Source organism: Pedobacter sp. (assembly GCF_965227205.1).
In the GTDB taxonomy this organism is placed as follows: Bacteria; Bacteroidota; Bacteroidia; order Sphingobacteriales; family Sphingobacteriaceae; genus Pedobacter.
Window position 1 is genome coordinate 3,456,480 of sequence record NZ_OZ245727.1, and the last position, 26,146, is coordinate 3,482,625.

Sequence of the window (26,146 nt, forward strand, 5' to 3'; positions counted from 1 at the left end):
ATTATTCTTCAATTAATTTTAAACTCAGATTACCGTATTGATTCTGATTCCCGTTTACGCTTATTTGATAAGCATAACGGCCATCTTCCAGCGGCACCTCCCCTACATAATCAATTGGCTGGAGGGTGTAAGTCTGCCCATTAATTTCCAGTTGTACAAACGCGTATCTGTAGGCTTTGCTAAATTTCTTGTAGGCTGTGTTTTTTCCGGCGTCCAAATCGCCAAAACTTACCTTTCCCGTTCCGGTATCAACAATTACGTTCTTAAAGTTTTGCTGGCTACTGTTTGATAATCGAATTTCCAGTCCGTCCTGGCCGCTCATCTTCTCTTTTGAACAACCGATAATCATAGTGATCGTAAAAATAAAAACCAGGATTCTTTTCATTTGCTTTAGTTTAGGGCTAAGGTTTAAGATAGGGAATTGTTTTTAGCTTTGGTTAGCATAGCTGATTATCTCAGCACCACGCCATTTATCTTTAACCTGGTCCAGTCTCCAGGGTAGCCCTGGCCTTTAATGTAGCTGTTCACATAAGGATTCCCTTTCAGGTTAACGTGGTAGATGTAATCAAAAGAAAAACTTATTTTGCTATCGGTTTTCTCTGTTACAGTCACCTGCTGGTCTGTGTCCGTACCGCTTCCGATGGTAAAGAACTGGTCGCCAACTTTGGCACTGAAATCTCCACGGATAACTTTTAAATCCGGATACTTCGGATCGCTTGAAATCAGTTTACCGCTTTCATCTATGCGCAGATAACTGGTAGCAAAGGCATCGCCCCCGATGAGTGAAACGAATTTATAATAAAGTTTTCCGCTAATCATTACGCTGTCTTTGATTTCGGTGTAGTTCTGGCTGTTCATGTACCAAAGATTACCAACTTGCATAGGCAGGAAGGAATCAGATCTTGTAGGTGCAGGCGTACTAAACGGTTTTTTGCAGCTAAAGCATATGGTTAGGCTGAGCAGTAAGATGCTGGTTTTAAGCGTTATGTTTTTCATCGGTTGGGTTCTTGAGGTTTTGATAGGAAAACGGAAATGGATAGATTAACGCTACAGCACCGATAAAATAATTATAGCATGCAAAATTATAAACTTTGTAAATTAAATCCTGATATTATATTATATCGCAGAAACAACTCTTCTAGCGATTCGCATTTGTGCATCATGGAGGTAAATTACACTGGATTAGCTTGACTTTACTATTTTTAGCTGCCTGTTCAATAACGGACATTAATATCCATATACGAACACCTGTTACATGAAAAATAGGTAAAAGTGATATGTATTTCGGGATTATTAGATTGGCATATGGTTTGAAACCCTCACTTCAAAATCAGGATTATGTTTTTCCTTCAGCTTAAATTAATATTCCGGAGTTTTTTAAAGTCAAAAACTTCATTTTTAATTAATGTTCTCAGTTTATCAACAGGCCTTTGCTGTGCGCTGCTGATTTACCTCTGGGTGGAAGATGAGGCCACGATTGATGGTTTCCACAATAGCCAGGTTTATCAACTCATGCAAAACGAACACCTGAGTGATGTGGTAAATACGGTAGAGGGAACGCCAGGTATCCTGGCACAGAATTTAAAAGAAGACTTCCCGCAGGTTTCTTATGCGGTAACAACCTCTCCTGCATACTGGCTTGCAGAAAGCAAGGTTTTTGCAAACGCTGGAAAAACAATAAATGCTGCCGGAAAATTTGCGGGTAAAGATTTTTTTGATGTGTTTAATTTCCCGCTATTGCAGGGTAGAAAAGATAATGTACTGGCGGATAAGAATGCCATTGTTATTTCCGAGGCACTAGCAATAAAGCTTTTTAATACTTCAGATGCTGTTGGAAAAGAAATTACCTGGACAAATACAGAGTTGCAGTCAGAAAATAAGGGTAACATCACCGGCATTTTTAAAAACACAGATGCCCGTTCGTCTGAGCAATTTGACTTTTTGATTTCTGCTGAAGTAATGCTTGATGCTGCCGGGGCAACTTATCGGAAATGGAACAATTATGGACCAAGTACCTATGTACTTTTAAAACCAGGTACAAACCTTAAGTATTTTAACGAAACGATAAAAGGCTATTTAAAAGCAAAGGGTGTAGAGAACAGTAGCCTATTTGCAGTTCCGTATTCGGACAACTACCTTTATAACAATTTTAAAGAAGGCAAAGTTAGCGGAGGAAGGATTGAGTATGTACGTCTTTTCTCTTTGATTGCGGTATTTATCTTACTGCTGGCCTGCATTAATTTTATGAACCTCTCCACTGCACGTTCAACAAAAAGATTAAAAGAGGTTGGCGTTAAGAAAGTAATCGGTGCCTCGCGGGCTGCCCTTAAAATTCAATTTCTTACTGAATCTGTTCTGATTAGTACCATTTCAATGTTCCTGGCATTGCTGCTGGCAGAATTGCTGCTTCCAAACTTTAATGCCATAACGGGCAAAAACCTAAGTCTGGTGAATAATTTAAATCTTATCGCCCTGATTACTATTGTAACTATTATTACCGGAGTTATTTCCGGGATTTACCCTGCTGTGCACCTCTCGGGATTTATGCCTTCACGAGCACTCAAAGGTATTAGCCATCAAGGGAAAAGCACCATAACAGTTAGACAGGGACTGGTATTTTTTCAATTTGCCATATCTATCACCCTCATTGTGGGGGTATTGGTGGTTTCCAAACAAATTGAGTATGTACAGAACACGAGTCAGGGATTTGACCGGGAAAATGTAATTTATTTCGAGGCTGATGGGCAGCTGAAAAACAACGCTGAACTGGCAAGCGCTGAGATTGGAAATTTACCTGGAGTTATGAATGTTACCAGTGTTGACCGCGAAATTTTAGGGGATCTAAGCTATACAACCGGCGCTTTCAACTGGGAAGTAAGGGATTCGCGTGAGGTGGTTAAATTCCAGCGTGCAGACGTGGGTTTGAATTTCACACAAACACTCGGCATTAAGATACTTGAAGGACGGACATTCTCAGATGAAAACGGGTCCGACAGTCTCAAGATTATAATTAATGAGGCCGGAATAAAGACCATGCGAATGAAAAATCCTGTAGGAAAAACCTTTACCCTGTGGGGCACAAATTATCAGATTATTGGTGTGATGAAGGATTTTCATTTTGAATCGATGCACAAAGCTATCGGCCCGATGTTCATCCGTTTTAAACCGGAGCATACCAACCGTATTTTTGTAAAAATTGCATCGATGAAACTTAAGGAAACAATTGATGCCATCAAGGAAAAATATGCGCTTTTAAATCCGAAAAGCAGCTTTTACTATAAGTTTTTGGACCAAGATTTCCAGAGACAATATAATGCAGAGTTAAGGGTTTCCGCATTGTCAAAATATTTTGCAGTCCTGGCAATTTTCATCTCCTGTATTGGCCTCTTTGGTCTTGCAACATTTACCGTCGAGAGACGGTTTAAAGAGATTGGTATCCGGAAGGTTTTGGGGGCTAATACCGGTCAGATGATTTTCTCCCTTTCAAAAGACTTTCTAAAGCCAGTGGTGGTGTCGGTAATCTTTTCTTTACCCTTGAGTTACTTGCTTAGCAGGTACTGGCTTGATAATTTTGCATATCGGATTGAGCTTAAATTCTGGTTTTTTGCATTTTCGGGTCTTGCTGCTGTGCTTATATCCTGGTTAACAATTGGTATGCAAGCGATAAGGGCTGCTAGTATTAATCCTGTTGATGCGCTAAAGTCAGAATAAATTTTCTTTGTAAACCCAAAATGCTTGCATTAATAGTCCCACTACTTGGGAGAGTGGAAGGATAATATAATAATCAATTATCACAATGAAACAGAACAACACCTTGAAAAGCTATTTAATTATTGGCTTAATTATTAGTATTAACTCTATTTTAGGAGGCTGCGTAAGGGATAACTTTTACGACCAATACGGTCAATATCAATTTATAAATGAAACGAATTATAATATTACTTATAATACAGGCTTAGAAGATTTTAATATTTTGCCGAAATCAACAATTATTTTTGAAGAAAAATATAGAGGTGAGGGTAAAAAACCTGAAGCTTCAAACTATAATAGCCCATTTAAATATTATAGTAGTGATTTAGTAATTAAATTTAATAGTTTAAAATGTTTAGTAAATGTTAAGTATGATGATGTACATAGCATTAGAAACATTAAAAATTATACAGCTGAACGTGTTAATGATGTAACTTACAAATTCACCTATACATTTACCGAGGCCGATTATAACCGTGCGGTAAATTGCCCATAATTTTGAATAATATTGAGGTTTTTTGAAGTTCGAACCTGGGTTCGAATCCCTTAAAACGAAAAAAGCCTTTAACTTTCGTTAAAGGCTTTTTTTGTGATCCCGCTGGGATTCGAACCCAGGACCACTACATTAAAAGTGTAATGCTCTACCAGCTGAGCTACGGAATCGCTCCTGTTTTAAGGAGGTGCAAATATAGAGATTATAACCATTCGTGCAAAATTTATTTTAAATAAATATTAAGCGAACATTAAACCTACTGCAAATCAAAAACTTAAAATTATAAATTAACCAAATATTAAGGTTAAAGAAAACAAAACGCATAGCCAAACCACAAGAACCAATGCATAAACTGGCTGTAGCTTTAGCCTTTTCTGTTTAGCTGTAGCAATGGTAAAGAAATTATATAAAAATTCTAAAAACAACTGTATCATAGGCGTTTATCTTTAAAGATAATATTTTTAAGCGCAATTAAAAAGTTACCAAGCAAATGAATGCTTAACCGCACATTAAATTATATTTGTTTGGCACTGCAGCATCGCTCGCAACCACCTCAACCAAGCTTTTAAACCAAATCATTTTTTTTACTGTTTATGACCAGAAAAATTTACTTTCTAGCCTTACTTGCATCGGCATGTACACAAACTACAGTTCTAGCACAGAATAACCCTGCCAGCAACAGGCAACAAGTTAGTGCACCTGCAACCAGTATTGCCAAATTTACCAAAGATTTTAAAAAACAAGAAGGGTATTTTAATTTCTATTATGATGAAAAAACCGGAAAACTGTTTTTAGAAATCGACCAGTTTGATAAAGATTTCCTTTATTTTAATTCATTAACTGATGGAGCTGGAAGAAATGCAGAACGTGGAGGTGCATCAACCAATGTTGCCCGTTTTATTAAAGTTGGCCCAAAGGTTTTTCTCTTAGAACCGAATCTTGCTTATCGTGCAGGCAATAATAACCCCGATGAAATAAAAACGATTGAAGGTTCTTTTGCGAAATCAGTAATCTGGGGTTTTGCACCTGTGGCTACTGAGGGCGATAAAGTATTAATCGACCTGACACCTTTTATCATTCGGGATAGCCAAAATATTGGTGGCATTATTGGTGCTCCGGCCTCATCAGGCGGAGCAGGTGGCAGAGGTGCTGCTACTGGTGGTGGAACGTATCGCATTGATGAAAGCCGTTCAGCAGTTTACTTGCCCAATACACGCAACTTCCCAAAAAATACAGAATTTGAGGCCATGGTAACTTTAACAGGTGGTGCGCCAAGTGGCAGAGGAAATATTGCTCCAGACGCCAATGCTGTTACGGTAAGGATGCATCAATCTTTTGTAGAGCTACCCGAAGCAGGTTTTAATCAGCGTAAGTTCGACCCACGTTCGAGCTATCAATTATTTAGTTATACAGATTTTTCGGCTCCTATGGATGAATCTTTAGTAAAGCGCTTTACAAGGAGACATCGCCTGGAGAAAAAAGACCCGAGTGCGAAGGTGAGCGAAGCGGTAAAGCCTATTGTGTATTATATCGATAGAGGCGCACCTGCTCCGATAAAAAAGGCACTGATAGAGGGCGGTGCATTTTGGAACGAGGCTTTTGAAGCGGCAGGTTTTAAAAATGCCTTTCAGGTTAAGGAATTACCAGAAGGCGCCGACCCGATGGACATCCGATATAATGTAGTAAACTGGATTACCCGTGCAGGTAGTCCGAGGGCATTTTCTTACGGTTCATCTTACAGTGATCCACGAACAGGTGAAATTATTAAAGGTGTAGTCACTTTAGGTTCAGATCGCCATCGTCAGGATTATTTAATTGCCGAAGGTTTATTGCAACCTTATACAGATGGAAAACCTGTTAGCAAGCAAATGGAAGAAATGGCCTTAGCCAGGATCAGACAGTTATCAGCGCATGAAATTGGTCATACGTTAGGCTTGAACCATAATTTTGCCGCCAGTCCGAAAGAAAGGGCTTCGGTAATGGATTATCCTTTTCCAAGAATTAAACAAAAGGCAGATGGCAGCATAGATTTATCAGACGCCTATGCAAAAGGCATCGGTAGTTGGGACAAAAGAGCCATTATGTGGGGTTACAGTGTTTTTCCAAAAGGCACTAATGAAAATGCGGAGCTGGATAAGATCATGAACGAAACGCTAAAGCAAGGGTTCCAGTACATACCAGACATAGGTGGCTATACACATCCCGCAGCTAACCAATGGGAAGATGGCGAAAATCCGATAAAAGAGCTAAATCGACTAATGAAAATCAGAAGACAGGTTTTAGATGGTTTCTCTGAGAAAGCGATTGTTAAAGATGCACCAATGTCAACTTTAGAAGAAGTGCTGGTTCCGATTTATTTGTTGCACCGTTACGAAATTGAAGCAGTAGCAAAATCTATTGGCGGACTTTACTTTACACATGCCGTTAAAAACGATGGACAAAAACCTACAAAAATGGTTGACCCTAAGCAACAATGGGATGCATTTGATGCTTTGATGGCAACAGTGGGTCCGGAAGCTTTGGCATTACCAGAAGGCCTGATTCAGAAAATTCCGCCGAGACCTTCAGGTTATCCGGCATCAGCAGAAACTTTTAGTGGTTATACTGGTCCAACTTTCGACCCGATTGCCACAGCTGAAGCCGCAGCAAACGAAACCATATCTTCCATACTAAATCCTGAACGTGCATCACGCTTAGTAGAATATAATTCAAGAGATTCTGAACAGCCGGGCTTAATGGCGATAATTGAAAAACTTCTTGCAAAAACATGGAAAGCAGAATCCGTTACAGGCTATAAAGGCCAACTACAGGTAATGGTGAATAACCTTACTTTAAAATACTTACTTCAGTTGGCAGCAAATACCCGTGCTGCAGAAAGTGTTCGTGGTGAAGCTTTATTAGAAATTGTTGAATTAAAAAGCTGGATGACTGGCAAACTTACAAATGCCCAACCAAAGCAAAAAGCTAATCTTCTGTATGGTTTAGCACAAATAAAGGAATTTGAAGAATCACCTGCCAAATTCCAGCCATCACCTGCACAGGTAATGCCTCCAGGCGCTCCAATAGGTATGGGTGGAATGAATTTCATTGACGATTGGAAATAGAACATTAAAAGCACCAGCGATAGTTGGTGCTTTTTTTATGATTTTAAAAACTCTACCAATCGTCGGAAGCACTTAAATTTCCATCCGTCCAAATCCACTCTATAGTTTGATAAGCAAAGGAAATCTCTTCGTATTCTACGTATTTCACCAATTCCGGATCTTTAATATTAGGCATAACAAAACGGATACCTGTGATGCGGGCATTCGTTAAACGAACGGTATACTTTTGAACTTCGTTTGCACCACCAGCCGAAGATTTTATCGGAGCTCCCCAAAACTCTACTTTACAATCCGTTAAAGCTTCATTTGTAGCTAGCGCATTGTATAGTAATGGCGAAGCCCTATCAAGCTCTTTTGTAATTTTAAAGGGAATATGCCTCAGTCTTCCGGATGCTAGCCCTGTAGCAGCGTCTGTTGGAACAGCTAACTCGTGAGATGCAGCAATTACGAGAATTTTATTTTCTCTTCCTTTTTGTAATACTGAACCTTTAAATTCGCCGGTCTTTTTGCCTTTCAGCGTTAAGTATGCGTTAAGAGCCATAATAATTTATTTTAGTTTATAGCCAGATTGATTAACATAAATATATTGATTATTAAGTATTTAAATATAATTAATCAACACTAAAATATATTTAGGAGAATGTTTCTAAATTGAAAACAGATTTATTTGGCAGCAAACAAAGTTTTAGCTTTGCAGACATAAAAAACATAATATGTCGAAAACAAAACTTACAATTAATAATAACGGCTCTGTGAAAATAGAAGGCGACTTTGAAATAGTAGATAGAAATGGTAACGAATACGGCTTACAAGGCAGAACTGTTATTTCTATATGCAGATGTGGGTTATCAAAAAATAAACCTTTTTGCGATGGCGCACACAATGGTCATTTTGAGCATGAAGCAATAGCCTTTGATCTTCCTCCAAAAAAAGTATAAACATAAAAAAAGCATCTATCCAGATGCTTTTTTTCATTCTCAAAATATGTGTGTTATGCAATTAAAGGCAAAGCGACAAAAAAAATACTCCCTGTTGATTCGTTATTTTCAAACCAGATTCTTCCACCATGTTCTTCAACAATTTGTTTTGAAATAGATAATCCTAAACCAAAAGATTCTTCATTTGATGTTCCTAAGCGTCCGTTCTTTACAGAACCTTCAAAAATATTATGGCTGATGATATTCGGAATTCCCATTCCTTGATCTTGAATGCTGATTACCGCTTCGTTGTTAACTTTATTTAATCCAACGCTTATACAAGAGTTCTCGAAACTAAATTTAATGGCGTTCGAAACCAGGTTAATGATAACCCTACGAATTTTCTCCTTATGAATAAATAGCTGAATTGGATTTCCTTCCAAGATAATTTTTTGTGATTTTTCTGCCGCCTGAAAATTCAAAAGATAAGTACAGGTATCTAAAATTTCATATAAATCACTTTGCTCTTTAGCACGCTGAAGTTCGGTTTTACCATTAAGAATTTCAGCAATTAAAACTGATGCACTGCTCCCGGATTCTTCTATTAGTGATAACAATTTCTCATCATCTTCTGAACGTGTTCCGTCCATCTGCATCAGTTTTGAAGCAGATACGATACCCGCTATCGGACTACGTAAATCATGAATAATTGCTCTGGTAGCTTTTAAATGTTCCATCTGCCCTTGTTCCAAAAGGTGGCAATTATTTTGCAGCTCAACGTAACTATTCGCAAACTCATTATTCTGCTTATAAAAATGTTGAATTTTCTGCCTGGTACGGTATTGTAAATGGATAGCAAATGCGATAAAAACAATTGCCATCAAAGAAGTAAAATAAAGAGAATCGTAAAAATTATTCATTGGGATAATTAATTAAACAATAGCAAAAAACGAACTGTTGTTTTTTGTTGATGCAAAGAACGATACGTTTAAAAAAATATACCTAAAATAGCCATACGCAAAAACACAAACCATTTAAGATATTGATAATGAATAATTTATGAAATTCGGTAAAATATTATAATATCTCATAATTAATAAAGCCATTCAGATTTTCTGAATGGCTTTATTAACAGAATAAATCGGAAATACTTATTGTTTAACTATTGTGAATTCGGTTCTTCTATTTAATTGATGTGCAGCTTCAGTACATTTTATGCCATTTGCACATTTGTTTAAAAGTCTACGCTCTCCATAACCTTTAGCCGTAATTCTGTTTTTATCAATACCCCTATCAATTATGTATTGTACAGCTGAATTTGCTCTGCTCTGCGATAGCCATTGATTGTATTGATCGTTACCTCGGCTATCTGTGTGCGAACCAAGTTCAATCCATATTGTTGGGTTGTCTTTTAAAATTTTAACAAGCTTATCTAATTCTACAGCAGCATCTGGTCTGATATTCGATTTGTCAAAATCATACCAGCTGCGTGAGCTGTTAATGGCGCAGCATCAGTGGTACGCACTAATCTAACTCTTGTATGTAAAAATCCTTTATTATTACTTTCCAGCTCTAATAATGCGTCCTTATTTGGCAAATTTCCTGTTGCTACTGTTCCATCCTTAACTTTTTGCTGCGCAAAAGAAACAGATACACCGATAACGATGGGTAAAAAACTTAAAAATAAATGTTTTCTCATATGAATTTTAATAAAGACTCAAGGGTCATTCTAATAGGTGACAATTTTTACTGATTTAGAAAGCTGCTGAAATTGAGAGGAATATGGCCTAGTTCAAATACTCATTATGTAGAAAAAAAACAACAGCTTTTCTCCCATTTATCCAAAAACTGAACCAACAAGACTAAATGTACTTAGATGCGTAAATAAGGCTAGAAAGTTGTAACAATTCCATTGTAGGTGGGGAAATTTGACCAATAATGTAGAAAAATTTCCACATAAATGAATTTTAAATTCCCCAAAATAGAAAAAATGCAGAAAGAGGATTTATAGAAAATATTTAAAATTCCTCAACAACAAATTGAGAGTTATAGCTTTATAAAACAATAACCAGTAATTTTATGTATTTACAGTTAGTTAAGTTATTATAAGAATGTGGCAAGCCAATCGCATGATATAGGCACAAGAAACCATGTAGCGATACGTTTGCATTGATAGATGCAACAATTAAGGTAGGAATTTAAAAGAGTAAAGCCCTTTACAAAAGAGCTTTACATAACTAAGCGGCATCATAAATAATTACCTTTTCAAACAATTCTCTAAATTCATCTAAGAATGCTTTATGAATTGGATGTACCTGGTATACATCATGAGCAGCAAGGTTTTCAAAAAACAATACTAAACTGAATGTATAAGTTGTGTCGACCACAGCTCTTTCAATTGGAGCAGGTGTTCCGATATGGATGGTTTTAACAACCTCAATATTTTCTAAAGATTTTAAACCTTCCTTAAATGCATTTTTCTGTTCTTTAGTTGTATCGGCTTTAAGCCAGAATAATACGTGATGTGCTATCATTTTATAATTATTTTTTGGCGAATATAATTAATAAGATCATTCAGCTAGGTAAAATTACCAGTATAATCTATCTAAACTTTAGTGCCTGATTATTTGTTTTAGATTAGGAAATTGAAAATTTATGGCAAAGAAAAAAGATAAAAAAACACAGCGCAAAGCAAAAAAGGGTAAAAAGAAAAAAAACAAGCTTGGTGTTAAAAATTCTCTGGTAAATAATATCAATGCGAGAAAAAAGAAGGGCATTTCCCGTTCGAAAAAGAAATCAAAGATTGGTAAAAAAGCTTATAAGAAAATGAAGAAGAAATGGAAAAAATAATCCTGTAATCATATCTATTAAGTGCCGTTCGTAGTAAAATATCTCAATTAATTTAAAATGACAATTTTAGGTTATCTTTGTAGAAAATAAAATCGATGGCGGTATTACACAAAAAAGAAGAGAAGATACAGGCAGTGCTTGGCAGGCTAACAAAAAAATATACTGATGAACAATTTGTAGAAATGTTTATTAAACTTTATTCCAAAGATTGGGGCAAAATTAAATCAGCCTATATAAAACAATCTCAAGATAAAGAACCAGGTACAATTATTAATATGCCGAAACCTGAGGTTTATTTAAAACAAATTCTGGCTATATATTTACAACAAAAGGATGAGCCAAAAGCAGCAGAAATAGTTGACGAATTGCCTGTTGTGGAAAAAACAAAAAAGGTAACAAAGAAAGTCGCTGAGAAGCCAGCTGCTGAAAAGATTAAGGCAGAGCCAAAGAAAAAAGCATCTACAGTTAAAGATATTGAAGCTACTGAAACAAAGAAACCAAAGGCTGCTGCGAAGAAGACTATTACAAAAAAATAAAAATATTTTAGTGATGAGATAATAAACAGAAGATTTTGTTGTTTATATATCTGAGAGCGTTAATTTAGATGACGGGGATAGGTCGGTATGATTTATCCCCGTTCTTTTTTACCTTAAATTTTCAATTGCTCTAAAACGGAAATCGCTCTAAAATCCGTCATCTCGCACATTTGTCATTCTAAAAACAATTCAATCTAATCGATTTGTAATCTTGCATAATAACATAGATATATCGGGAAAAACCGATATACATTTGTTGCATGGATCAAGTAGAAATATTTAAGGCACTTTCTAATAAAACCCGTTTACAAATCTTAAGCTGGTTAAAAGAGCCTGCTATACATTTTCCAGAACAACCAAATGCAGATTTTGAAAACATTGGCGTTTGTGTTGGTCAGATTCAAAATAAAGCAGGTTTATCTCAAAGTACAATTTCTGAATACCTTTCTATTTTACAGCGGGCAGATTTGGTTTGCGCAACCAGAATTGGCCAATGGACATATTACAAACGAAACCAGGAAGGTATTGCCGAATTATCAAAAATTATTAATTCAGAACTCTAAAAATAAAATAACATGAATACAGATAGTTTATTCAGGCCGTTTAGCCTAAAAACTTTAAATATTAAAAATAGAATTGTAATGGCACCAATGACGAGATCATTCTCGCCAGATGGTATTCCAACAACTGATGTAGCTTCATATTACGCAAAACGTGCCGCAGGCGAGGTTGGTTTAATTCTTTCAGAAGGAACGGTTATTAACAGACCATCATCATCTGCTGATCCAAATATCCCTCATTTTTATGGAACTGATGCTTTATCCGGATGGCAAAATGTGATTAACGATGTACATGCTAAAGGCGGCCAAATGGGACCACAAATCTGGCATCAGGGCATTCATGCAAACCATGCCTCAGGTTGGTTACCAAGTGCTCCATTTGAAGGCCCATCATCTTTTAACAGTCCGGGATTTGAAAACGGCGTAGCCATGACGGACTCAGCAATTGCTGATACCATTGCAGCTTTCGGACAAGCAGCTGCTGATGCAAAAGCTTTAGGTTTTGATACGGTAGAAATTCATGGTGCACACCAGTATTTAATCGACCAATTTTTCTGGGATGCAACTAATAACCGCACAGATGTTTATGGTGGTAAAACATTAGCAGAACGTACTCGTTTTGGCTTTGAAGTGATTAAAGAAATACGTAAACGTGTTGGAGAAGACTTCGCTTTAATTATTCGCCTATCGCAATTTAAACCTGCTGCTTACGATTTCAAATTAGCAAAGAACGAGAATGAAATGGAGCAATGGTTAACGCCACTTGCAGATGCAGGAATTGATATTTTCCACTGCTCGCAACGCCGCTTTTGGGAACCTGAATTTGAAGGTTCTGATTTAAACTTTGCCGGGTGGGCTAAAAAAATAACCGGAAAAGCTACCATTACCGTAGGTTCTGTTGGTTTAGATGGCGATTTCTTCGGTGCATTTGCTGGTCAGAGCTCGCAACCAAGTTCTCTTGATGAATTAGTTCGCAGAATGGATAGAGGTGATTTTGATTTAGTTGCAGTTGGCCGTCCATTATTAGCTGATCCGAATTGGGTAGAAAAAATTAAAAACAACAAAACAGATGAGCTTAAAGGCTTTAGCAAAGAAGCATTAGCAGAATTGGTATAAAGATTTTCTTTTTAAAGTGGAGAAGGCATCCTTAGGGATGTCTTTTTTGTTTTAGCATATTATAAGTTTTAGCTAAATTCACTTCGTTAAACCTATCCCATGTCTAATATTAAATTAATTATCGAAGAACGTCCGGCAAATATTGGAAACTTTATGGTTGGGAGATTACTTCCGTTCCGTGAAAAAAGAATGGTTGGACCATTTTCGTTTATAGATCATATGGGACCTGCGGCATTGAGCGATCATGAAAATTTGGATGTTGCACCTCACCCGCACATTGGCTTATCTACACTCACATTTTTATTTGAAGGTGAAATTACGCATCGCGATAGCTTAGGAACTAATGTTGTAATTAAACCTGGTCAGGTAAACTGGATGACATCGGGTAGTGGAATTGTTCACTCAGAAAGAACTCCTGAATACTTAAGGCAAACTGATAAAATGTTGCACGGTTTACAGATTTGGGTAGCATTGCCAAAAGCATTAGAACAAATGGAACCGGAGTTTTTTCACGTTGAAGAACAGGATATTCCACATTGGGAAGAAAACGGTTTGAGTTTTAAGTTAATCGCAGGGGAAGTTTTCGGACATAAATCTCCCGTTCCTGTTTACAGTCCGCTTTATTTTATCGAGATAAAAAGCAAATCAAAACAGAAAGTAAATATTGGCAAAGATTTATTTGGCGAAAGTGCGCTTTATATTTTAGAAGGTTCAGTTGAAAGTGAGGGAAATATTTTCGAACCGAAAAATATTTTAATTGCAAATGATGCCACACTATGCGAATTCGAAATGAATGAAAATACTACGGTTTATATTTTTGGTGGAGAACCTTTTCCGGAAGAACGTTTTATGTATTGGAATTTTGTTGCTACTGATAAAAAATTGATAGAAGAAGCCAAAACAAAATGGCTTAATCAAAGCTACAAACCCGTTCCTGGCGAAACAGATTTTGTGCCGCTGCCTGAGCAAAGCAAATTTATTAAACGTTAGTTATTTAGTACTACTGTTCTAGTAACGCTTCTTTGATTTTTCTAGCTGCTTCAGCAAGTTCCTCTTCAGTTGGCTTAAGTTTTTCTTTGCTGAAATTCATATCGCTAACATTATTCATCGGTATTAAATGAATATGGGCATGAGGAACTTCTAATCCGATTACGGATACGCCAACTTTTTTACATGGAAATGCAACCTTCACTCCTTTTGCAACAATTTTTGCAAACATCCATAAACCCACATATAAATCCTCATCCATATCAAAAATATAGTCGGTTTCTATTTTCGGGATTACCAAAACATGACCAGCAGTTAAAGGTTGGATATCTAAGAAAGCTAAATATTCAACAGTTTCTGCAACTACGTGTGCATTAATTTCTCCGGAAACAATTTTTGAAAAGATAGTCATGATTAAGTTGTAGGTTATGAGTTAAAAGTTATAGGTCTAGTCTCACAACTTAAAACCCGTAACTTGTAACTTTTGTTATCTAGATATTTCTAATACTTCGAATTGCATCTTTCCTGCTGGAACTTCAATTTCTGCAAATTCACCAACAGATTTTCCAAGCAAGCCTTGTGCAATTGGAGATTTAACCGAAATTTTCCCGGTTTTCAAATCAGCTTCGGTTTCAGCAACCAACTGATAAGTCATTGTTGCACCATTTTTTACGTTTTTTATTTTAACGATAGATAATGCCAAAACCTTCGATAAATCCAATTTAGACTCATCGATAAGGCGAGCGTTAGCCAATGTGTTTTTTAATTTTGATATCTTAGCTTCGTGCAAGCCTTGCGCTTCTTTAGCCGCATCATATTCTGCATTTTCTGATAAATCTCCTTTATCTCTCGCCTCAGCAATTGCTTTTGAAATTAGCTGACGGCCCGTAGTAGTTAGATAATGAACTTCTTCCTTTAATTTATCTAAACCCTCTTGTGTGTAATACGTTACCTCTGTCATTGCTCAATTAATTTGTTATAAAGCCTATAAAAAACAAACAAGACTATGTAGTTAGTTTTGCTACATAGTCTTGTTTCAATTATAACGAAGATAAAATGCTTAAATTACAAAAGCAAATAATTCATTATGATTTTAAAGTTTTGACAGTTTTATAAAATTTCTGTCAGGGTATTTTTACAACTCAGGCGTTTTCTGCCCTTGTTTCTGCAACATGTTTTACCGGAAAATTTAATGAATTCGCAATGAAGCACATTTTATTTGCTTCTTTATGTAATGATTCTGCCAGTTCTAAATGGGCTTTATCGGCAATTAGAACAGCGGGGTTAAGCGTTACTTCTTTAAATTTTCCGCCACCATCTGCCGATTCTTTCATCGTACCAACAGCTTTATCTTTATAATCGATAACAACAATTTCGTTTTTAGAGCATAAATGCAAATACCAAAGCATGTGGCAACCCGAAATTGAAGCAAGTAACAAGTCTTCAGGATTATGTTTTGATTTATCTCCAAGAAAAGCAGAATCTGATGAGCCCGAAATATCGGCTTTGCCATTTACAGAAATTAAATAATCGCGATCGTAAGAGCGATAATCCATTGTACCTGAGCCTTTATTGCCAGTCCACGTTACGGTTGTAGAGTATAGATGTTCTTTCGGCATGATATATTAAGTTAGAATTTGTAAAACCAATTTAAGCAATTAAGATTGATTAATACATAGATTAAGTAAGGGATAACAAAAATGTTTTTCAAAATGTTAAGAAAATGGTAATTTAAGCATAGTAAAGAAATAATAAAACATTTGATTTTATGGGCGATAAATTACACACAACAAATTATTACAACACTTTTATAGAGGTTGCTGATGATAGCAATGCAACAGCTGGAATTTCTCCGCAGCCGAAGGGCAATAACAAAACGATTGCAGAAATTCAATTTGAAATGATTTCAAAAAATCCTTACAAATATACTTCTGACGATGTTCTATTTAATGTTTATGCAGAGCGAAACGATATCGCAACTTCAGAACAAAAAGCTGAGCGAGAAAAATTCTTTTCAAAAGGTCAGGCTTGTTTTCGGGCTTCTCCCCTAACCAAAAAACATGGATTTGGTTTACACTCGGATAAGGATGGTAAAATTGCCATTTTTGGAATTGAGACTGATAAATACGAACAATTTATAGCCGATCCTTCTATCAAAAAAGTAAAAGCGATGCGTTCTGCTAAAAATTAGATTCGATTGCAGTCAACTTCTCTGCAAGCACTTCAGATATTTTACGATAAGAATCGAAAGTCCAGCCACCAACATGCGGTGTTAAAAGCACTTTGTTATTTTCCTTTAATTGATTATACCAGCTTTGTTCGCTAAGGGCAGGAAATTTTTCAGTTTCTAAAACATCTAAACCAGCACCTAAAATCTTACCTGATTCTAAATTGTTCAACACTGCTTTTGTATTTACAATTTCACCACGTGCGGTGTTTATAAAGAATATTGGTTTTTTAAAGTGGAAGAAATATTCATCATCAACCATTTGTTTTGTTTCTGAAGTTAAAGGAATATGAAGGCTTAAAACATCACATTGTTTCACAATTTCTTCCATACTTACCTCGCGGGCAAAAGCATCAGAAAATCCTGTTTTATATTTATCATAAGCCAAAACATCAACTTCAAAACCCTCTAATTTTTTAGCGAAACTTTGCCCCATAAAACCATAGCCGATAATGCCTACTTTTTTACCCTTCAACTCGTAACCGCGGTTTCCTTCCCTATCCCAAACACCATTTCTGATTTGAATATCAGCGTTTCTAAAAGTATTCATTAAGGATAAAAGCAAACCAACAGCATGTTCGCCAACAGCATCACAATTACCTTCGGGTGCATTTATTAATTGAATATTTCGCTCAAAAGCGATTTTATCATCAATATTATCAAGTCCGGCGCCTGCACGTGCAACAAACTTCAAATTGGGTGCTGCCGCAAAAATCTCCGCATCAATTCTAAACTTTGTACGTACCGCGATCCCATCGTAATCTTTAATTCTTTCCAGAGTTTCCTTTCGGGTTATTAAAGGCTCATCATCAACTAAATAACCTATTTTAATTGCCTGCTCTTTAAATGCAGGGTGCAAATCATCAACAATTAATATTTTTTTACTCATGGTATGGCAAAAGTAACATTTTACTCATTTTATAAATCAAAATCGGCCATAAAACCTTGATGATTTATTCGCAAAAAAACATCAGACAGAAAACCACAAAAATATTACCCTAAAACAGCTGTAATAAAATAGTTACTGCACTCATTTTAAACTTCCTTGCCGTTTCTTTGTCACTCTTTAAGAAAACTACTAAAAACTTTTAAAATTTAATGAGACTATTACATTACAAAGCGATAAAAATCACCCTCTTTTTACTCTGCCTTTCCTTTAATTTATTTGCACAAACCGGTGGTAAAGCACAAATTACCGGTGTATTAAAAGATGCTAAAACCCAAGAACCAATTGCTTTTGCAACGGCTGTTTTGGTTAATAAAGCAACAAACACTAATGCAAAATTAGCGCAAACAGATATTGATGGTAAGTTTACAATGCCTGATTTGGCTAACGGCACTTATACTTTCAGAGTAAGTTTTGTAGGCTATCAAACAATGGTTAGAGATAATATTTCGATTACCGATGCTACCGGACCTTTAAATTTTGGCGACATTAAAATGAATGCCGCAGCCGGAACAGTATTAAAAGATGTTACGGTTACTGCCCAAAAAGCAGCTATGCAAATGGGCATCGATAAAAAAGTATTTTCTGTTGATCAAAGTTTGGTTAGTGAAGGCGGTTCTGCTACCGATTTATTGGCTAACGTTCCTTCGGTGCAAACAGATATTGATGGTAACGTGAGTTTACGTGGTTCATCAGGCGTTAGGGTTTTAATTGATGGTAAGCCATCTTTAATTGCTGGCGGAAATGTTGCGCAGATTTTAGCTTCAATCCCTGCGAGCTCGATAGAAAGTGTTGAATTAATTACCAATCCATCTTCAAAATACGATGCTGAAGGTCAGGCTGGTATTATTAATATCGTTTTAAAGAAAAATACCAAGCTTGGTTTTAATGGTTCGGTTGCGGTAAGTGCCGGTAATCGTGATAACTATAACGGAAACACCAACCTTAGTTTTCAAAATAGTAAAGTTAACCTTTATGGAAACTACAGCTATCGTTATGGAAATCGTTTAGGCGGTGGTTTTCAGGACATTATTTACAAACAAAGTACAGGTTCTACAGCATTTGCAAACCAAACTACAACATCAAACTCTTTAGATAAAGGCCACAATGTTAAAGCCGGACTAGATTATTATTTAGCGCCAAAAAGTGTTGTTAGTTTATCGGGAGGTTTTAATGCCAGAGATAACGATAGAAATGAATTTGTTGACATCAGACAGTTAGGAAGAACTTCAAATCCTGTGTTGTTAAGCAACCGATTAAATAACAATGTTGGAAGTGGAAATAGCTACGACGTAAATTTGGATTATTCGCAAAAGTTTAAAAAACCAAAAGAAGAGCTGACTTTTAACTTTGGTTATTCTTCTGGAACGAACAATAACGACCAGGATTACAGCACAACATTTACCAACATAAATGGCTCTGCTGTTAACATTAATCCTAGTTTACAAAGAATTTTTAACACTGGCGACAATACAAATTACAACATCCAAACGGATTATACATTACCAGTTGGCAAAGCCGGAAAAATCGAGGCAGGTTACCGCAGTCAGATTCGTTTAGGCGATAACAATCAATATGCTGATTCGATATTAACAAACACAGATATTTACGTTAGGAACAACAAACTGATTAATAACTTTAACAGTAAAGATCAGGTTCATGCTTTATACTTAAACTACCAGAACCAGATTAAAGATTTTGGTTATCAGTTAGGTTTAAGAGCTGAGGATGCCCGTTTAGATACTTATTTGGAAGGTTACAATGGAAACTTACTAACCAATAGCGAAGGTAACATCCATTACAAAAGATTATATCCTAGTGTATTTTTATCTCAAAAGTTAAAAAATGAGCAGCAAGTTCAGGTAAGTTATACACGTCGTGTAAATCGTCCACGTCCGTGGGATACCAACCCATTCCTTGATGTTTCTGATCCATTGAATTACAGAGCTGGTAATCCGAATTTATTACCGGAGGATGTTCACTCTTTCGAATTGGGTTATAATAAATACTGGAAAAAAGTAACGTTAACATCAAGTTTATATTTCCGCCAAACCAATGATGTAATTCAAAGGGTAAGAAGTGTGCCTGATGCAAGTGGAATTATTACCACAACACCTCAAAACTTAACCCGTCAGCTAAATAGCGGTTTAGAATTAATTGGTCGTTTTGATTTAATTAAAGCCTTAAACTTTACGAGTAACGTAAACCTTTATCAACAAAAAATTGAAGGCGATGCAAGATATGGTATTGAAGATAGAAGTGGTTTCAGTTGGAATGCAAACTTAACCGCAAATGTTACTGCAATCAAAAATCTTTCTTTTCAGTTCCGTGGAGATTACCGTGCGGCAGAAGTAATGGCGCAAGGAAAGCGTAATGCAATGTATGGTATTGATGGTGGTGCGAAATACGATTTCCCGAATAAGAAAGCATCTTTAAGCTTAAACATTCGTGATGTATTTAACACCAGAAGATGGAGCATGACAACCGATGATAACTTTACATTTATCGATTTCCAACGCCGTATGCAAGGCACAATGGGGAATTTAACTTTCTCTTACCGCTTCGGAAAAACTTTATTTAACAGCACAAAGAAAAACAAAAAAGACGACCAACAGGAAAGCAGACCTGATGAAGGTTCTTTCTAAGAACTCCGACTTGCATTTAGCCTTGGTATAGGAACGGTTTACCAACGAGGGATGAACGAAGGATGGACGAAAGATGAATAGTATAAAAAAGGCGTTTCGAAATTCGGAACGCCTTTTTTATGCTCCAAAAAAACCGACACATTTTATATCTTGCGCTATGGAAGAAATCAATCCCTGGCAAACTTTAGAAAGCGAATTAAAATACGATAATAACTGGATTAGCGTAACTGAACATCAGGTTATCAATCCATCAGGAGGAAACGGAATTTATGGCGAAGTTCATTTCAAAAATGTAGCCATTGGTATTTTGCCTTTGGATGAAAATTACAATACCTGGCTTGTTGGTCAATATCGTTATCCATTAAAAGCGTACAGCTGGGAAATTCCTGAAGGAGGTGGAGCTTTAGATAAAGAACCTTTAGATGGAGCTAAAAGAGAATTATTGGAAGAAACCGGAATGAGTGCTAAAAACTGGCAGGAAATTCAACGGATGCATCTTTCTAATTCGGTGAGTGATGAATTAAGTGTAATTTATGTTGCCACAGATTTAATTCAAGGTATTGCCATGCCAGAAGAAACCGAGCAGCTTATTGTTAAAAAACTGCCATTTGAAGAAGCTTACCAAATGGTTTTAACTGGAAAAATCACAGATTCGATGAGTGTAGCTGCAATTTTGAAAGCAAAGCTGATGATTTTAAATGGCGATTTATAATCTTGATTTGTATAAAATCTAATTTTTATCTTTGCTGAAATTTTAAAACCAGATGAGCAAACTTTTTGGCTATATACTTACCCCAATCTTTTATCTTTTTTTTGGCTTAAGCCTTTGTATTTTTCACCCCATTCAATGGCTTTGCTATAAATTATTTGGATATAAGGCACACAAATCATCTGTTGATGCTTTAAACTTCTTCTTAACTTATTGCCAAATATTTCTATTCAATTCAATAAGCTTTAAAAACATACAAAATCTGCCAACTGATAGGCCAATAATTTTTGCGGCAAACCACCAAAGCATGTACGATATTCCATCGTTAATCTGGTTTCTAAGAAAATATCACGCTAAGTTTATTTCAAAAATCGAGCTTACTAAAGGCATTCCATCCATTTCTATCAATTTACGTTTAGGCGGTGGGGCAAACATCGATAGGAAAGACAATAAACAAGCGATTTCTGAAATTATAAAATTAGGTCGCAGAATGAAGGAAAATAACTGGAGTACAGTAATTTTCCCTGAAGGAACCCGTGCTAAAGATGGTAAGCTAAAAACCTTTCAATTCGGTGGTATTGCAACATTATTAAAGGTTGTGCCAAATGCATTGGTTGTTCCCGTAGCTATAGAAAATTCGTGGAAAATTGTGCGATTTGGGATGTTCCCGTTAACTACCGGAAATAATTTAAAATGGACGGTTTTAAAACCAATTGAACCGGGAGAAAAAACCCCCAACGATATTACTCTGGAAGTGGAAACCGAAATCAGAAAAGTATTAGGACAAGTTTAGTTTGTTGAGTTTTTAGTTGGTTAGTTTTTTGGTTGGTTAGGTGTTTGGTTGATTAGTGAATTCGTCCGAACATCATCCATTCCCTATTATCTATTCCCTATTTACCCATTTTCCATCCTCCCTCACCCATCTTCCATCCTTAAATATTCTTATTCCCAATTACTTTAAAAAATTCATCTCTATAGGTATCTCCTACCGGGATAATTTTCTTGTTAATAGTAATTCTGCTTCTTTCTATACTCTCGATTTTATCAATAGCCACAATGTAAGATTTGTGCACACGAATAAACTGACTATCCGGTAAAGCCTCCTCCATTTTTTTCATACTTTGAAGCGTAATAATGCGCTCTTCTTTAGTAAAAATGGAGATGTAATCTTTCAAACCTTCTATGTACAAAATATCGTGAAGGTATATTTTTTGAATTTTATGTTCTGTTTTTACAAAGATGAAATCCTGCACCGGATTAGGCGAACCTGAAAATGGAGCTGGTGTTATTAGAGGTTGAATTTGTGGTGGTGCAACTTCTGCAGGTTTAACCTGATTGTTAACTTTTTCTACCGCTTTATAAAAACGATCAAAAGCAATAGGTTTCAGGAGATAATCAGATACGTTTAAATCATAACTTTCTAATGCATATTGTGGGTATGCTGTAGTTAATATGAAATGGCATTTATTCCCTGCAATTTTTAAAAACTGTATTCCGGTAAGTTCCGGCATCTGAATATCCAGAAAAACCAAATCAATACCTCCAGCCTGAACAATTTGCAAAGCCTCAATCGGATTTTCGCACCTTTTAGCAAGCGTTAAAAAAGGTACTTTTGAAATATAATCCTCTAAAATATCGAGTGCTAATGGTTCGTCATCTACAATAATACAGTTCAAGTTCATTTTAGGCAGTTTTTATTTGGCAGTATTTTTTGATAAATTATTAGAAAATCATTCCATTTTAAATATCAATCATTAATTCACAGGTGTAGTGTGTAGGCGAATTTACAACATTTAATTTATATCTATCCGGATAAATAAGCTGTAATCTACGCTCAACATTGGGCAAGCCAACTCCACCCTGCGCATCTTTATTTTGGTTGTTTTTCTTGTTAATTACGCTGAAATGCAAAATCTTTTGGTTGGCGATAATGTCAATTTTTACGGGCTCATTCGCATCGGTAACTACACCATGTTTAAAGGCATTTTCTACAAATGAAATCAACATCAACGGAACAATTTTTTGATCATCAATTTCGCCATTCAAAGTCATTTCAATAAACGCTCCATCTTTAAATCTTATCTTTTGTAATTCAATGTAGTTTTTCAAATAATCAACTTCTTTGCTTAAGGCTACCGTTGGGGTATTGCTCTCATAAATCATGTAGCGCATAATTTCAGATAGTTTCATTATCGCATCAGCTGTTTTATCTGATTTTTGATAAGCTAAAGAATAGATGTTATTTAATGAATTAAACAGAAAGTGTGGATTTAGCTGTGATTTCAAAAACTGAAGTTCCATTTCACGTCGCTCGCTTTCAAGGTTTCGTTGGATTCTTTCTGTTGCAAACCAATCAATTATAAATTTTATTATACAGCTTGATATCAAGAAAAAACCTGATATAAATACCACAAAAACCACAAAGCTATGGATTGGCATTTCTACCTTATGTTTAGCCTGATTAATGTAGGTTAATACATCGTCGCGATACAAAACTGCAGCAACAGTTTTTAAAAAAACAGAAGCAACAATCAACAGCAAAAAGGCTATCACAAATAGAAAATACTTTTTGCGCTTAACAATCAGTTCTGGAATCAGGAAAATATAATTTATGTAAAAGATTGATACATTAATTATTCCAAATACCAAATATGTAATTATATAATCCGTGTAAGTATGCTTAGTATCACTGAATGCATTCATCGCAATATTTATTGCGATGATTACACCCCAAAAAATGCTGTGGAGTATTATTGGCCCTCTACTTTTCTTCATATTAATAAAAACAGAAATGCAAGCCTTTTTAGCTTACAATAAATCATTCAACCAAAATAAATAAAGAAACTTGTAATTAACTACACAATCTACCAACTGGCATTTTTTTTCTACCAACGGCTTATCGGGCGAAATTTATCGACAAACGCCAAAATCACCCGTTCATCTATAATCTTTAACACTTGGTATAATAGATTTTAGCACCCTGTTTTTCTTCTGTTTCTTTGAACTATCAAAACGAAACGATTATGAAATCATCATCTGCAAACAAATTAAATAACGCAATAATTGCAGATGATAGCTTCATTACAATAACTATAAATAAACCTATTATGAAAAAGTTAGCAAACACATCGCCATTTTTACTTTTATTATTACCAGTTTTTATGATGATGGTATTTACACTTACCATAAATACAAACCAAAACAGTACTGAAGAAATAGTTGTAAAACCAGCTAAAACTTCTGGCTCAATTGTAAAACAAGCTACTGCCATTTTTAAATAGAAATGAGCGCTTTCGCAATAGAAACTGTTGGCCTAAATTTTAATTTTGGCAACCAAACCATTGTAAAAGATTTATCGTTACAAGTACCAAAAGGCAGCATTTATGGCTTCCTCGGACCAAACGGCGCTGGTAAAACCACTACAATAAAAATCTTACTAAACCTGCTTCAGTCTCCGGCCGATCAGGTTTTTATTTTTGGAAAAGAAATTAATCGCAATCGAATTGCCACCCTGAAAAGAGTTGGCGCATTAGTAGAGCAACCCGCTATTTACGGGCACTTAACCGGTAAAGAAAACTTAATTAACCGCTGCATTTTACTTGGCATAAATAAAAGTAAATCTAATGAAATGCTGGCGCTTGTTGGCTTAACAGAAGCGGCAAATAAAAAAGCATCGAAATATTCATTAGGAATGAAGCAGAGACTTGGAATTGCTCTAGCTTTAGTTTCCGACCCCGAACTTTTATTACTCGATGAACCTACAAATGGTTTAGATCCAAACGGAATTATAGAAGTTAGAAACTTAATGATTGAGCTGGCTACCAAACACCAGAAAACCATTCTAGTTTCAAGCCACTTACTTGCCGAAATTGAACGTACAGCAACCCATGTTGGCATTATAAATAAAGGGCAATTATTGTTTCAAGGCACAATTAACGAGCTTCATCAACTCAGCAAACCAATGTTAGAGGTTGAAGTTAACGATACAACAAATGCTTCAGCGCTTTTAATAAAATCAGGTTACGAGGTTTCAGAAACTAACAATAAAAAATTAATGCTTCCTTTCAAAAATGAAGAAGAAAGTGCAACTATAAACACACTGTTAGTTCAAAACGGATTTATGGTTTCGGCACTTTATAAACAAAGAAAAGATTTAGAAAACCTATTTCTCGACATTACAAAAAACAACTAGCATGCGTTCTCTATACATTTCACTTATCTCCGAATTTTATAAATCAAGAAAAACGCTGGCTTTTTGGGCAGCCATTCTTCTGCCTGTAATTATATGTACGCTGGTATCATTCGGTTTTTACACAAGTGCCGATAAAATTTTGGCTTTCAAATTCTCTGGCGTTATGCTTTGGGCAAGATATAGTAGCGCAACATTAAATGTTATGGGCATCCTGATTATGCCTTTCTACGTTATTTTCATGGCCTTCTCTGTAAACAACATCGAACATAAAAACGACACTTGGAAAACACTTTTTGCTCAACCACTAAACAAATTTTCTATTTACGCAGCCAAATATTTATATGCCGTTTTGCTCATATTTATTTGTATGTTACTTTTTGCTGCCTTAACAATAGGCTTTGGCTATGCATTACAAGCACTTATTCCAAAATACACCTTCAATCAGTACAATCCAACAACATTTCTTTTAAATTCATACGCAAAACTTTTCCTTTCATCATTAGGTATATTATCGCTTCAATTTATTTTAAGCCTAATCTGGGCAGATTTTTTAAAGCCAATGGGTGTAGGTTTTGTTGGTACAATTATGGGTATTGTAACCGCAAGTTTAAACTGGCAATACGCCTATTTAATTCCTTACAGTTTACCTGCTTTAGCTTTGCAAATTACCAAAGTAAAACAAGGTGGCGATCCGTTAGCTTTCGAAGTTTTTACCAGAGAAATCTACACCAGCCTAATTTTCGCAGCAGTATTTTTTATTATAGGTTACTTCGTTGTATCTAAAAAAAGTATAAAATAATTGTTCAGAAAAGCAATACCTGCATTTCAATTAAAGTTAGTCCTTCTTTACACTGCAAGTCCTCACCCGAAAAAGCCTGTGGAATATTTTAAGTATTCGATAACAAAATAACATCAGTGCTTAAATCGGGATTGCGGGCTTTTCGTTTCAACAAGGTTTATTTTACTTAGGCTTAGCTACAAAACTCAGTTTCACTGGCAAGCGCAAAAAACTTAAACATCTAAATGCAACTTAGTTACGATGTAAAAATCTCATTGTAAATAAGTTCATCACTCCATTTAAGCGTATTTTTAAGCCTAATAACCAACCTAACTT

28 protein-coding genes, 1 tRNA gene and 1 pseudogene are annotated in these 26,146 nt (G+C 35.8%); 16 read left to right on the forward strand and 14 right to left on the reverse strand.

What is annotated here, in order from left to right; genetic code table 11:
- Position 1: 1 nt before the first annotated feature.
- A complete protein-coding gene (locus tag ACO05K_RS14820) occupies positions 2 to 385 on the reverse strand; it encodes a hypothetical protein (RefSeq protein WP_421945203.1) in 384 nt (127 codons plus the stop codon).
- Positions 386 to 450: 65 nt separating this feature from the next.
- Complete coding sequence (locus tag ACO05K_RS14825) at positions 451 to 996, reverse strand: hypothetical protein (RefSeq protein ID WP_421945204.1); 546 nt, start codon at positions 994 to 996, stop codon at positions 451 to 453.
- Positions 997 to 1,338: 342 nt separating this feature from the next.
- Between ACO05K_RS14825 and ACO05K_RS14830 the strand changes: the two genes are divergently transcribed.
- Both ACO05K_RS14830 and ACO05K_RS14835 read left to right on the forward strand, forming a co-directional pair.
- Positions 1,339 to 3,711, forward strand: a complete 2,373-nt coding sequence (locus tag ACO05K_RS14830) for an ABC transporter permease (RefSeq protein WP_421945205.1) — start codon at positions 1,339 to 1,341, stop codon at positions 3,709 to 3,711.
- Between the two features lie 85 nt (positions 3,712 to 3,796).
- Positions 3,797 to 4,246 (forward strand): hypothetical protein, encoded by a 450-nt coding sequence (locus ACO05K_RS14835; protein ID WP_421945206.1) that lies wholly within the window; start codon positions 3,797 to 3,799, stop codon positions 4,244 to 4,246.
- Between the two features lie 94 nt (positions 4,247 to 4,340).
- Here the strand turns inward: ACO05K_RS14835 and ACO05K_RS14840 are convergent.
- Positions 4,341 to 4,413: transfer RNA gene (locus tag ACO05K_RS14840), tRNA-Lys, on the reverse strand.
- A gap of 423 nt (positions 4,414 to 4,836) precedes the next feature.
- On the opposite strand from ACO05K_RS14840, the gene ACO05K_RS14845 reads away from it, so the two are divergent.
- Complete coding sequence (locus ACO05K_RS14845) at positions 4,837 to 7,347, forward strand: zinc-dependent metalloprotease (protein ID WP_421945207.1); 2,511 nt, start codon at positions 4,837 to 4,839, stop codon at positions 7,345 to 7,347.
- Positions 7,348 to 7,399: 52 nt separating this feature from the next.
- Here ACO05K_RS14845 and tssD read toward each other — a convergent pair whose 3' ends face one another.
- A complete protein-coding gene (gene tssD, locus ACO05K_RS14850; protein WP_421945208.1) occupies positions 7,400 to 7,888 on the reverse strand; it encodes a type VI secretion system tube protein TssD in 489 nt (162 codons plus the stop codon).
- Between the two features lie 172 nt (positions 7,889 to 8,060).
- Between tssD and ACO05K_RS14855 the strand changes: the two genes are divergently transcribed.
- Positions 8,061 to 8,285: a CDGSH iron-sulfur domain-containing protein gene (locus ACO05K_RS14855; protein ID WP_421945209.1), complete on the forward strand. Its 225-nt coding sequence runs from the start codon at positions 8,061 to 8,063 to the stop codon at positions 8,283 to 8,285.
- 53 nt (positions 8,286 to 8,338) lie between these two features.
- On the opposite strand, the gene ACO05K_RS14860 is transcribed toward ACO05K_RS14855, so the two are convergent.
- The 4 genes and pseudogenes from ACO05K_RS14860 to ACO05K_RS14875 form a co-directional block, all read right to left on the reverse strand.
- Positions 8,339 to 9,184, reverse strand: a complete 846-nt coding sequence (locus tag ACO05K_RS14860) for a sensor histidine kinase (RefSeq protein WP_421945210.1) — start codon at positions 9,182 to 9,184, stop codon at positions 8,339 to 8,341.
- Positions 9,185 to 9,415: 231 nt separating this feature from the next.
- Positions 9,416 to 9,748: pseudogene (locus ACO05K_RS14865) on the reverse strand (OmpA family protein); the annotation flags it as partial.
- Entirely contained in the window at positions 9,703 to 9,963 is a 261-nt protein-coding gene (locus ACO05K_RS14870; RefSeq protein WP_421945211.1) for a hypothetical protein, read from the reverse strand. The pseudogene ACO05K_RS14865 and the gene ACO05K_RS14870, both read right to left, overlap by 46 nt.
- A gap of 538 nt (positions 9,964 to 10,501) precedes the next feature.
- On the reverse strand, positions 10,502 to 10,798 hold the full coding sequence (locus ACO05K_RS14875; RefSeq protein ID WP_421945212.1) for a Dabb family protein: 297 nt from the start codon (positions 10,796 to 10,798) through the stop codon (positions 10,502 to 10,504).
- 121 nt (positions 10,799 to 10,919) lie between these two features.
- Between ACO05K_RS14875 and ACO05K_RS14880 the strand changes: the two genes are divergently transcribed.
- The 5 genes from ACO05K_RS14880 (at position 10,920) to ACO05K_RS14900 (ending at position 14,316) form a co-directional block, all read left to right on the forward strand.
- The gene (locus tag ACO05K_RS14880; protein WP_421945213.1) at positions 10,920 to 11,114 is read left to right on the forward strand and encodes a hypothetical protein; all 195 of its coding nucleotides are present in this window, start codon (positions 10,920 to 10,922) and stop codon (positions 11,112 to 11,114) included.
- A 95-nt stretch (positions 11,115 to 11,209) separates the two neighbouring features.
- A complete protein-coding gene (locus ACO05K_RS14885; protein WP_421945214.1) occupies positions 11,210 to 11,650 on the forward strand; it encodes a hypothetical protein in 441 nt (146 codons plus the stop codon).
- A 260-nt stretch (positions 11,651 to 11,910) separates the two neighbouring features.
- Complete coding sequence (locus ACO05K_RS14890; RefSeq protein WP_421945215.1) at positions 11,911 to 12,213, forward strand: ArsR/SmtB family transcription factor; 303 nt, start codon at positions 11,911 to 11,913, stop codon at positions 12,211 to 12,213.
- Between the two features lie 12 nt (positions 12,214 to 12,225).
- The gene (locus ACO05K_RS14895; RefSeq protein WP_421945216.1) at positions 12,226 to 13,326 is read left to right on the forward strand and encodes an NADH:flavin oxidoreductase; all 1,101 of its coding nucleotides are present in this window, start codon (positions 12,226 to 12,228) and stop codon (positions 13,324 to 13,326) included.
- Between the two features lie 99 nt (positions 13,327 to 13,425).
- On the forward strand, positions 13,426 to 14,316 hold the full coding sequence (locus ACO05K_RS14900; protein WP_421945217.1) for a pirin family protein: 891 nt from the start codon (positions 13,426 to 13,428) through the stop codon (positions 14,314 to 14,316).
- A 10-nt stretch (positions 14,317 to 14,326) separates the two neighbouring features.
- Here ACO05K_RS14900 and ACO05K_RS14905 read toward each other — a convergent pair whose 3' ends face one another.
- The 3 genes from ACO05K_RS14905 to ACO05K_RS14915 all read right to left on the reverse strand — a co-directional run bounded on the left by ACO05K_RS14905 (position 14,327) and on the right by ACO05K_RS14915 (position 15,932).
- A complete protein-coding gene (locus tag ACO05K_RS14905) occupies positions 14,327 to 14,728 on the reverse strand; it encodes an HIT family protein (RefSeq protein ID WP_421946299.1) in 402 nt (133 codons plus the stop codon).
- A 72-nt stretch (positions 14,729 to 14,800) separates the two neighbouring features.
- Entirely contained in the window at positions 14,801 to 15,274 is a 474-nt protein-coding gene (gene greA, locus ACO05K_RS14910) for a transcription elongation factor GreA (RefSeq protein ID WP_029276724.1), read from the reverse strand.
- Positions 15,275 to 15,455: 181 nt separating this feature from the next.
- Complete coding sequence (locus ACO05K_RS14915) at positions 15,456 to 15,932, reverse strand: OsmC family protein (protein ID WP_421945218.1); 477 nt, start codon at positions 15,930 to 15,932, stop codon at positions 15,456 to 15,458.
- Between the two features lie 149 nt (positions 15,933 to 16,081).
- Between ACO05K_RS14915 and ACO05K_RS14920 the strand changes: the two genes are divergently transcribed.
- Positions 16,082 to 16,504: a DUF6157 family protein gene (locus ACO05K_RS14920; RefSeq protein WP_421945219.1), complete on the forward strand. Its 423-nt coding sequence runs from the start codon at positions 16,082 to 16,084 to the stop codon at positions 16,502 to 16,504.
- Here ACO05K_RS14920 and ACO05K_RS14925 read toward each other — a convergent pair.
- Entirely contained in the window at positions 16,494 to 17,429 is a 936-nt protein-coding gene (locus ACO05K_RS14925; RefSeq protein WP_421945220.1) for an NAD(P)-dependent oxidoreductase, read from the reverse strand. The genes ACO05K_RS14920 and ACO05K_RS14925 overlap by 11 nt on opposite strands.
- A gap of 209 nt (positions 17,430 to 17,638) precedes the next feature.
- Here ACO05K_RS14925 and ACO05K_RS14930 point away from each other — a divergent pair, with 209 nt between their 5' ends.
- The 3 genes from ACO05K_RS14930 to ACO05K_RS14940 all read left to right on the forward strand — a co-directional run bounded on the left by ACO05K_RS14930 (position 17,639) and on the right by ACO05K_RS14940 (position 21,633).
- A complete protein-coding gene (locus ACO05K_RS14930) occupies positions 17,639 to 20,131 on the forward strand; it encodes a TonB-dependent receptor domain-containing protein (RefSeq protein WP_421945221.1) in 2,493 nt (830 codons plus the stop codon).
- A 157-nt stretch (positions 20,132 to 20,288) separates the two neighbouring features.
- Complete coding sequence (locus ACO05K_RS14935; protein WP_421945222.1) at positions 20,289 to 20,843, forward strand: NUDIX domain-containing protein; 555 nt, start codon at positions 20,289 to 20,291, stop codon at positions 20,841 to 20,843.
- A gap of 52 nt (positions 20,844 to 20,895) precedes the next feature.
- Entirely contained in the window at positions 20,896 to 21,633 is a 738-nt protein-coding gene (locus ACO05K_RS14940) for a lysophospholipid acyltransferase family protein (protein ID WP_421945223.1), read from the forward strand.
- Between the two features lie 139 nt (positions 21,634 to 21,772).
- On the opposite strand, the gene ACO05K_RS14945 is transcribed toward ACO05K_RS14940, so the two are convergent.
- A complete protein-coding gene (locus ACO05K_RS14945; RefSeq protein WP_421945224.1) occupies positions 21,773 to 22,522 on the reverse strand; it encodes a LytR/AlgR family response regulator transcription factor in 750 nt (249 codons plus the stop codon).
- Between the two features lie 58 nt (positions 22,523 to 22,580).
- Positions 22,581 to 23,615, reverse strand: coding sequence for a sensor histidine kinase (locus ACO05K_RS14950; protein WP_421945225.1), 1,035 nt, complete (start codon positions 23,613 to 23,615; stop codon positions 22,581 to 22,583).
- 248 nt (positions 23,616 to 23,863) lie between these two features.
- On the opposite strand from ACO05K_RS14950, the gene ACO05K_RS14955 reads away from it, so the two are divergent.
- From ACO05K_RS14955 to ACO05K_RS14965, 3 genes are read left to right on the forward strand one after another with little or no spacing between them, the layout of a single operon-like run.
- Complete coding sequence (locus tag ACO05K_RS14955; RefSeq protein WP_421945226.1) at positions 23,864 to 24,121, forward strand: hypothetical protein; 258 nt, start codon at positions 23,864 to 23,866, stop codon at positions 24,119 to 24,121.
- 2 nt (positions 24,122 to 24,123) lie between these two features.
- Positions 24,124 to 25,032 carry an ABC transporter ATP-binding protein gene (locus tag ACO05K_RS14960; protein ID WP_421945227.1) on the forward strand — a complete coding sequence of 303 codons (909 nt, stop codon included), beginning with the start codon at positions 24,124 to 24,126 and terminating at the stop codon, positions 25,030 to 25,032.
- Between the two features lies 1 nt (position 25,033).
- Positions 25,034 to 25,831 (forward strand): ABC transporter permease, encoded by a 798-nt coding sequence (locus ACO05K_RS14965; RefSeq protein ID WP_421945228.1) that lies wholly within the window; start codon positions 25,034 to 25,036, stop codon positions 25,829 to 25,831.
- Positions 25,832 to 26,146 lie beyond the last annotated feature (315 nt).

Excerpts from the sequence above, each read along its gene's own strand:
- ACO05K_RS14925 (WP_421945220.1), bottom strand. The coding sequence starts at position 17,429 with ATGAGTAAAAAAATATTAATTGTTGATGATTTGCACCCTGCATTTAAA.
- ACO05K_RS14915 (WP_421945218.1), bottom strand. The coding sequence starts at position 15,932 with ATGCCGAAAGAACATCTATACTCTACAACCGTAACGTGGACTGGCAAT.
- ACO05K_RS14965 (WP_421945228.1), top strand. The coding sequence starts at position 25,034 with ATGCGTTCTCTATACATTTCACTTATCTCCGAATTTTATAAATCAAGA.
- greA (WP_029276724.1), bottom strand. The coding sequence starts at position 15,274 with ATGACAGAGGTAACGTATTACACACAAGAGGGTTTAGATAAATTAAAG.
- ACO05K_RS14960 (WP_421945227.1), top strand. The coding sequence starts at position 24,124 with ATGAGCGCTTTCGCAATAGAAACTGTTGGCCTAAATTTTAATTTTGGC.
- ACO05K_RS14820 (WP_421945203.1), bottom strand. The coding sequence starts at position 385 with ATGAAAAGAATCCTGGTTTTTATTTTTACGATCACTATGATTATCGGT.
- ACO05K_RS14880 (WP_421945213.1), top strand. The coding sequence starts at position 10,920 with ATGGCAAAGAAAAAAGATAAAAAAACACAGCGCAAAGCAAAAAAGGGT.
- ACO05K_RS14885 (WP_421945214.1), top strand. The coding sequence starts at position 11,210 with ATGGCGGTATTACACAAAAAAGAAGAGAAGATACAGGCAGTGCTTGGC.
- ACO05K_RS14845 (WP_421945207.1), top strand. The coding sequence starts at position 4,837 with ATGACCAGAAAAATTTACTTTCTAGCCTTACTTGCATCGGCATGTACA.
- ACO05K_RS14955 (WP_421945226.1), top strand. The coding sequence starts at position 23,864 with ATGAAATCATCATCTGCAAACAAATTAAATAACGCAATAATTGCAGAT.
- ACO05K_RS14870 (WP_421945211.1), bottom strand. The coding sequence starts at position 9,963 with ATGAGAAAACATTTATTTTTAAGTTTTTTACCCATCGTTATCGGTGTA.
- ACO05K_RS14950 (WP_421945225.1), bottom strand. The coding sequence starts at position 23,615 with ATGAAGAAAAGTAGAGGGCCAATAATACTCCACAGCATTTTTTGGGGT.
- ACO05K_RS14830 (WP_421945205.1), top strand. The coding sequence starts at position 1,339 with ATGTTTTTCCTTCAGCTTAAATTAATATTCCGGAGTTTTTTAAAGTCA.
- ACO05K_RS14875 (WP_421945212.1), bottom strand. The coding sequence starts at position 10,798 with ATGATAGCACATCACGTATTATTCTGGCTTAAAGCCGATACAACTAAA.
- ACO05K_RS14895 (WP_421945216.1), top strand. The coding sequence starts at position 12,226 with ATGAATACAGATAGTTTATTCAGGCCGTTTAGCCTAAAAACTTTAAAT.
- ACO05K_RS14825 (WP_421945204.1), bottom strand. The coding sequence starts at position 996 with ATGAAAAACATAACGCTTAAAACCAGCATCTTACTGCTCAGCCTAACC.
- ACO05K_RS14890 (WP_421945215.1), top strand. The coding sequence starts at position 11,911 with ATGGATCAAGTAGAAATATTTAAGGCACTTTCTAATAAAACCCGTTTA.
- ACO05K_RS14860 (WP_421945210.1), bottom strand. The coding sequence starts at position 9,184 with ATGAATAATTTTTACGATTCTCTTTATTTTACTTCTTTGATGGCAATT.
- ACO05K_RS14930 (WP_421945221.1), top strand. The coding sequence starts at position 17,639 with ATGAGACTATTACATTACAAAGCGATAAAAATCACCCTCTTTTTACTC.
- ACO05K_RS14900 (WP_421945217.1), top strand. The coding sequence starts at position 13,426 with ATGTCTAATATTAAATTAATTATCGAAGAACGTCCGGCAAATATTGGA.
- ACO05K_RS14920 (WP_421945219.1), top strand. The coding sequence starts at position 16,082 with ATGGGCGATAAATTACACACAACAAATTATTACAACACTTTTATAGAG.
- tssD (WP_421945208.1), bottom strand. The coding sequence starts at position 7,888 with ATGGCTCTTAACGCATACTTAACGCTGAAAGGCAAAAAGACCGGCGAA.
- ACO05K_RS14940 (WP_421945223.1), top strand. The coding sequence starts at position 20,896 with ATGAGCAAACTTTTTGGCTATATACTTACCCCAATCTTTTATCTTTTT.
- ACO05K_RS14945 (WP_421945224.1), bottom strand. The coding sequence starts at position 22,522 with ATGAACTTGAACTGTATTATTGTAGATGACGAACCATTAGCACTCGAT.
- ACO05K_RS14835 (WP_421945206.1), top strand. The coding sequence starts at position 3,797 with ATGAAACAGAACAACACCTTGAAAAGCTATTTAATTATTGGCTTAATT.
- ACO05K_RS14855 (WP_421945209.1), top strand. The coding sequence starts at position 8,061 with ATGTCGAAAACAAAACTTACAATTAATAATAACGGCTCTGTGAAAATA.
- ACO05K_RS14935 (WP_421945222.1), top strand. The coding sequence starts at position 20,289 with ATGGAAGAAATCAATCCCTGGCAAACTTTAGAAAGCGAATTAAAATAC.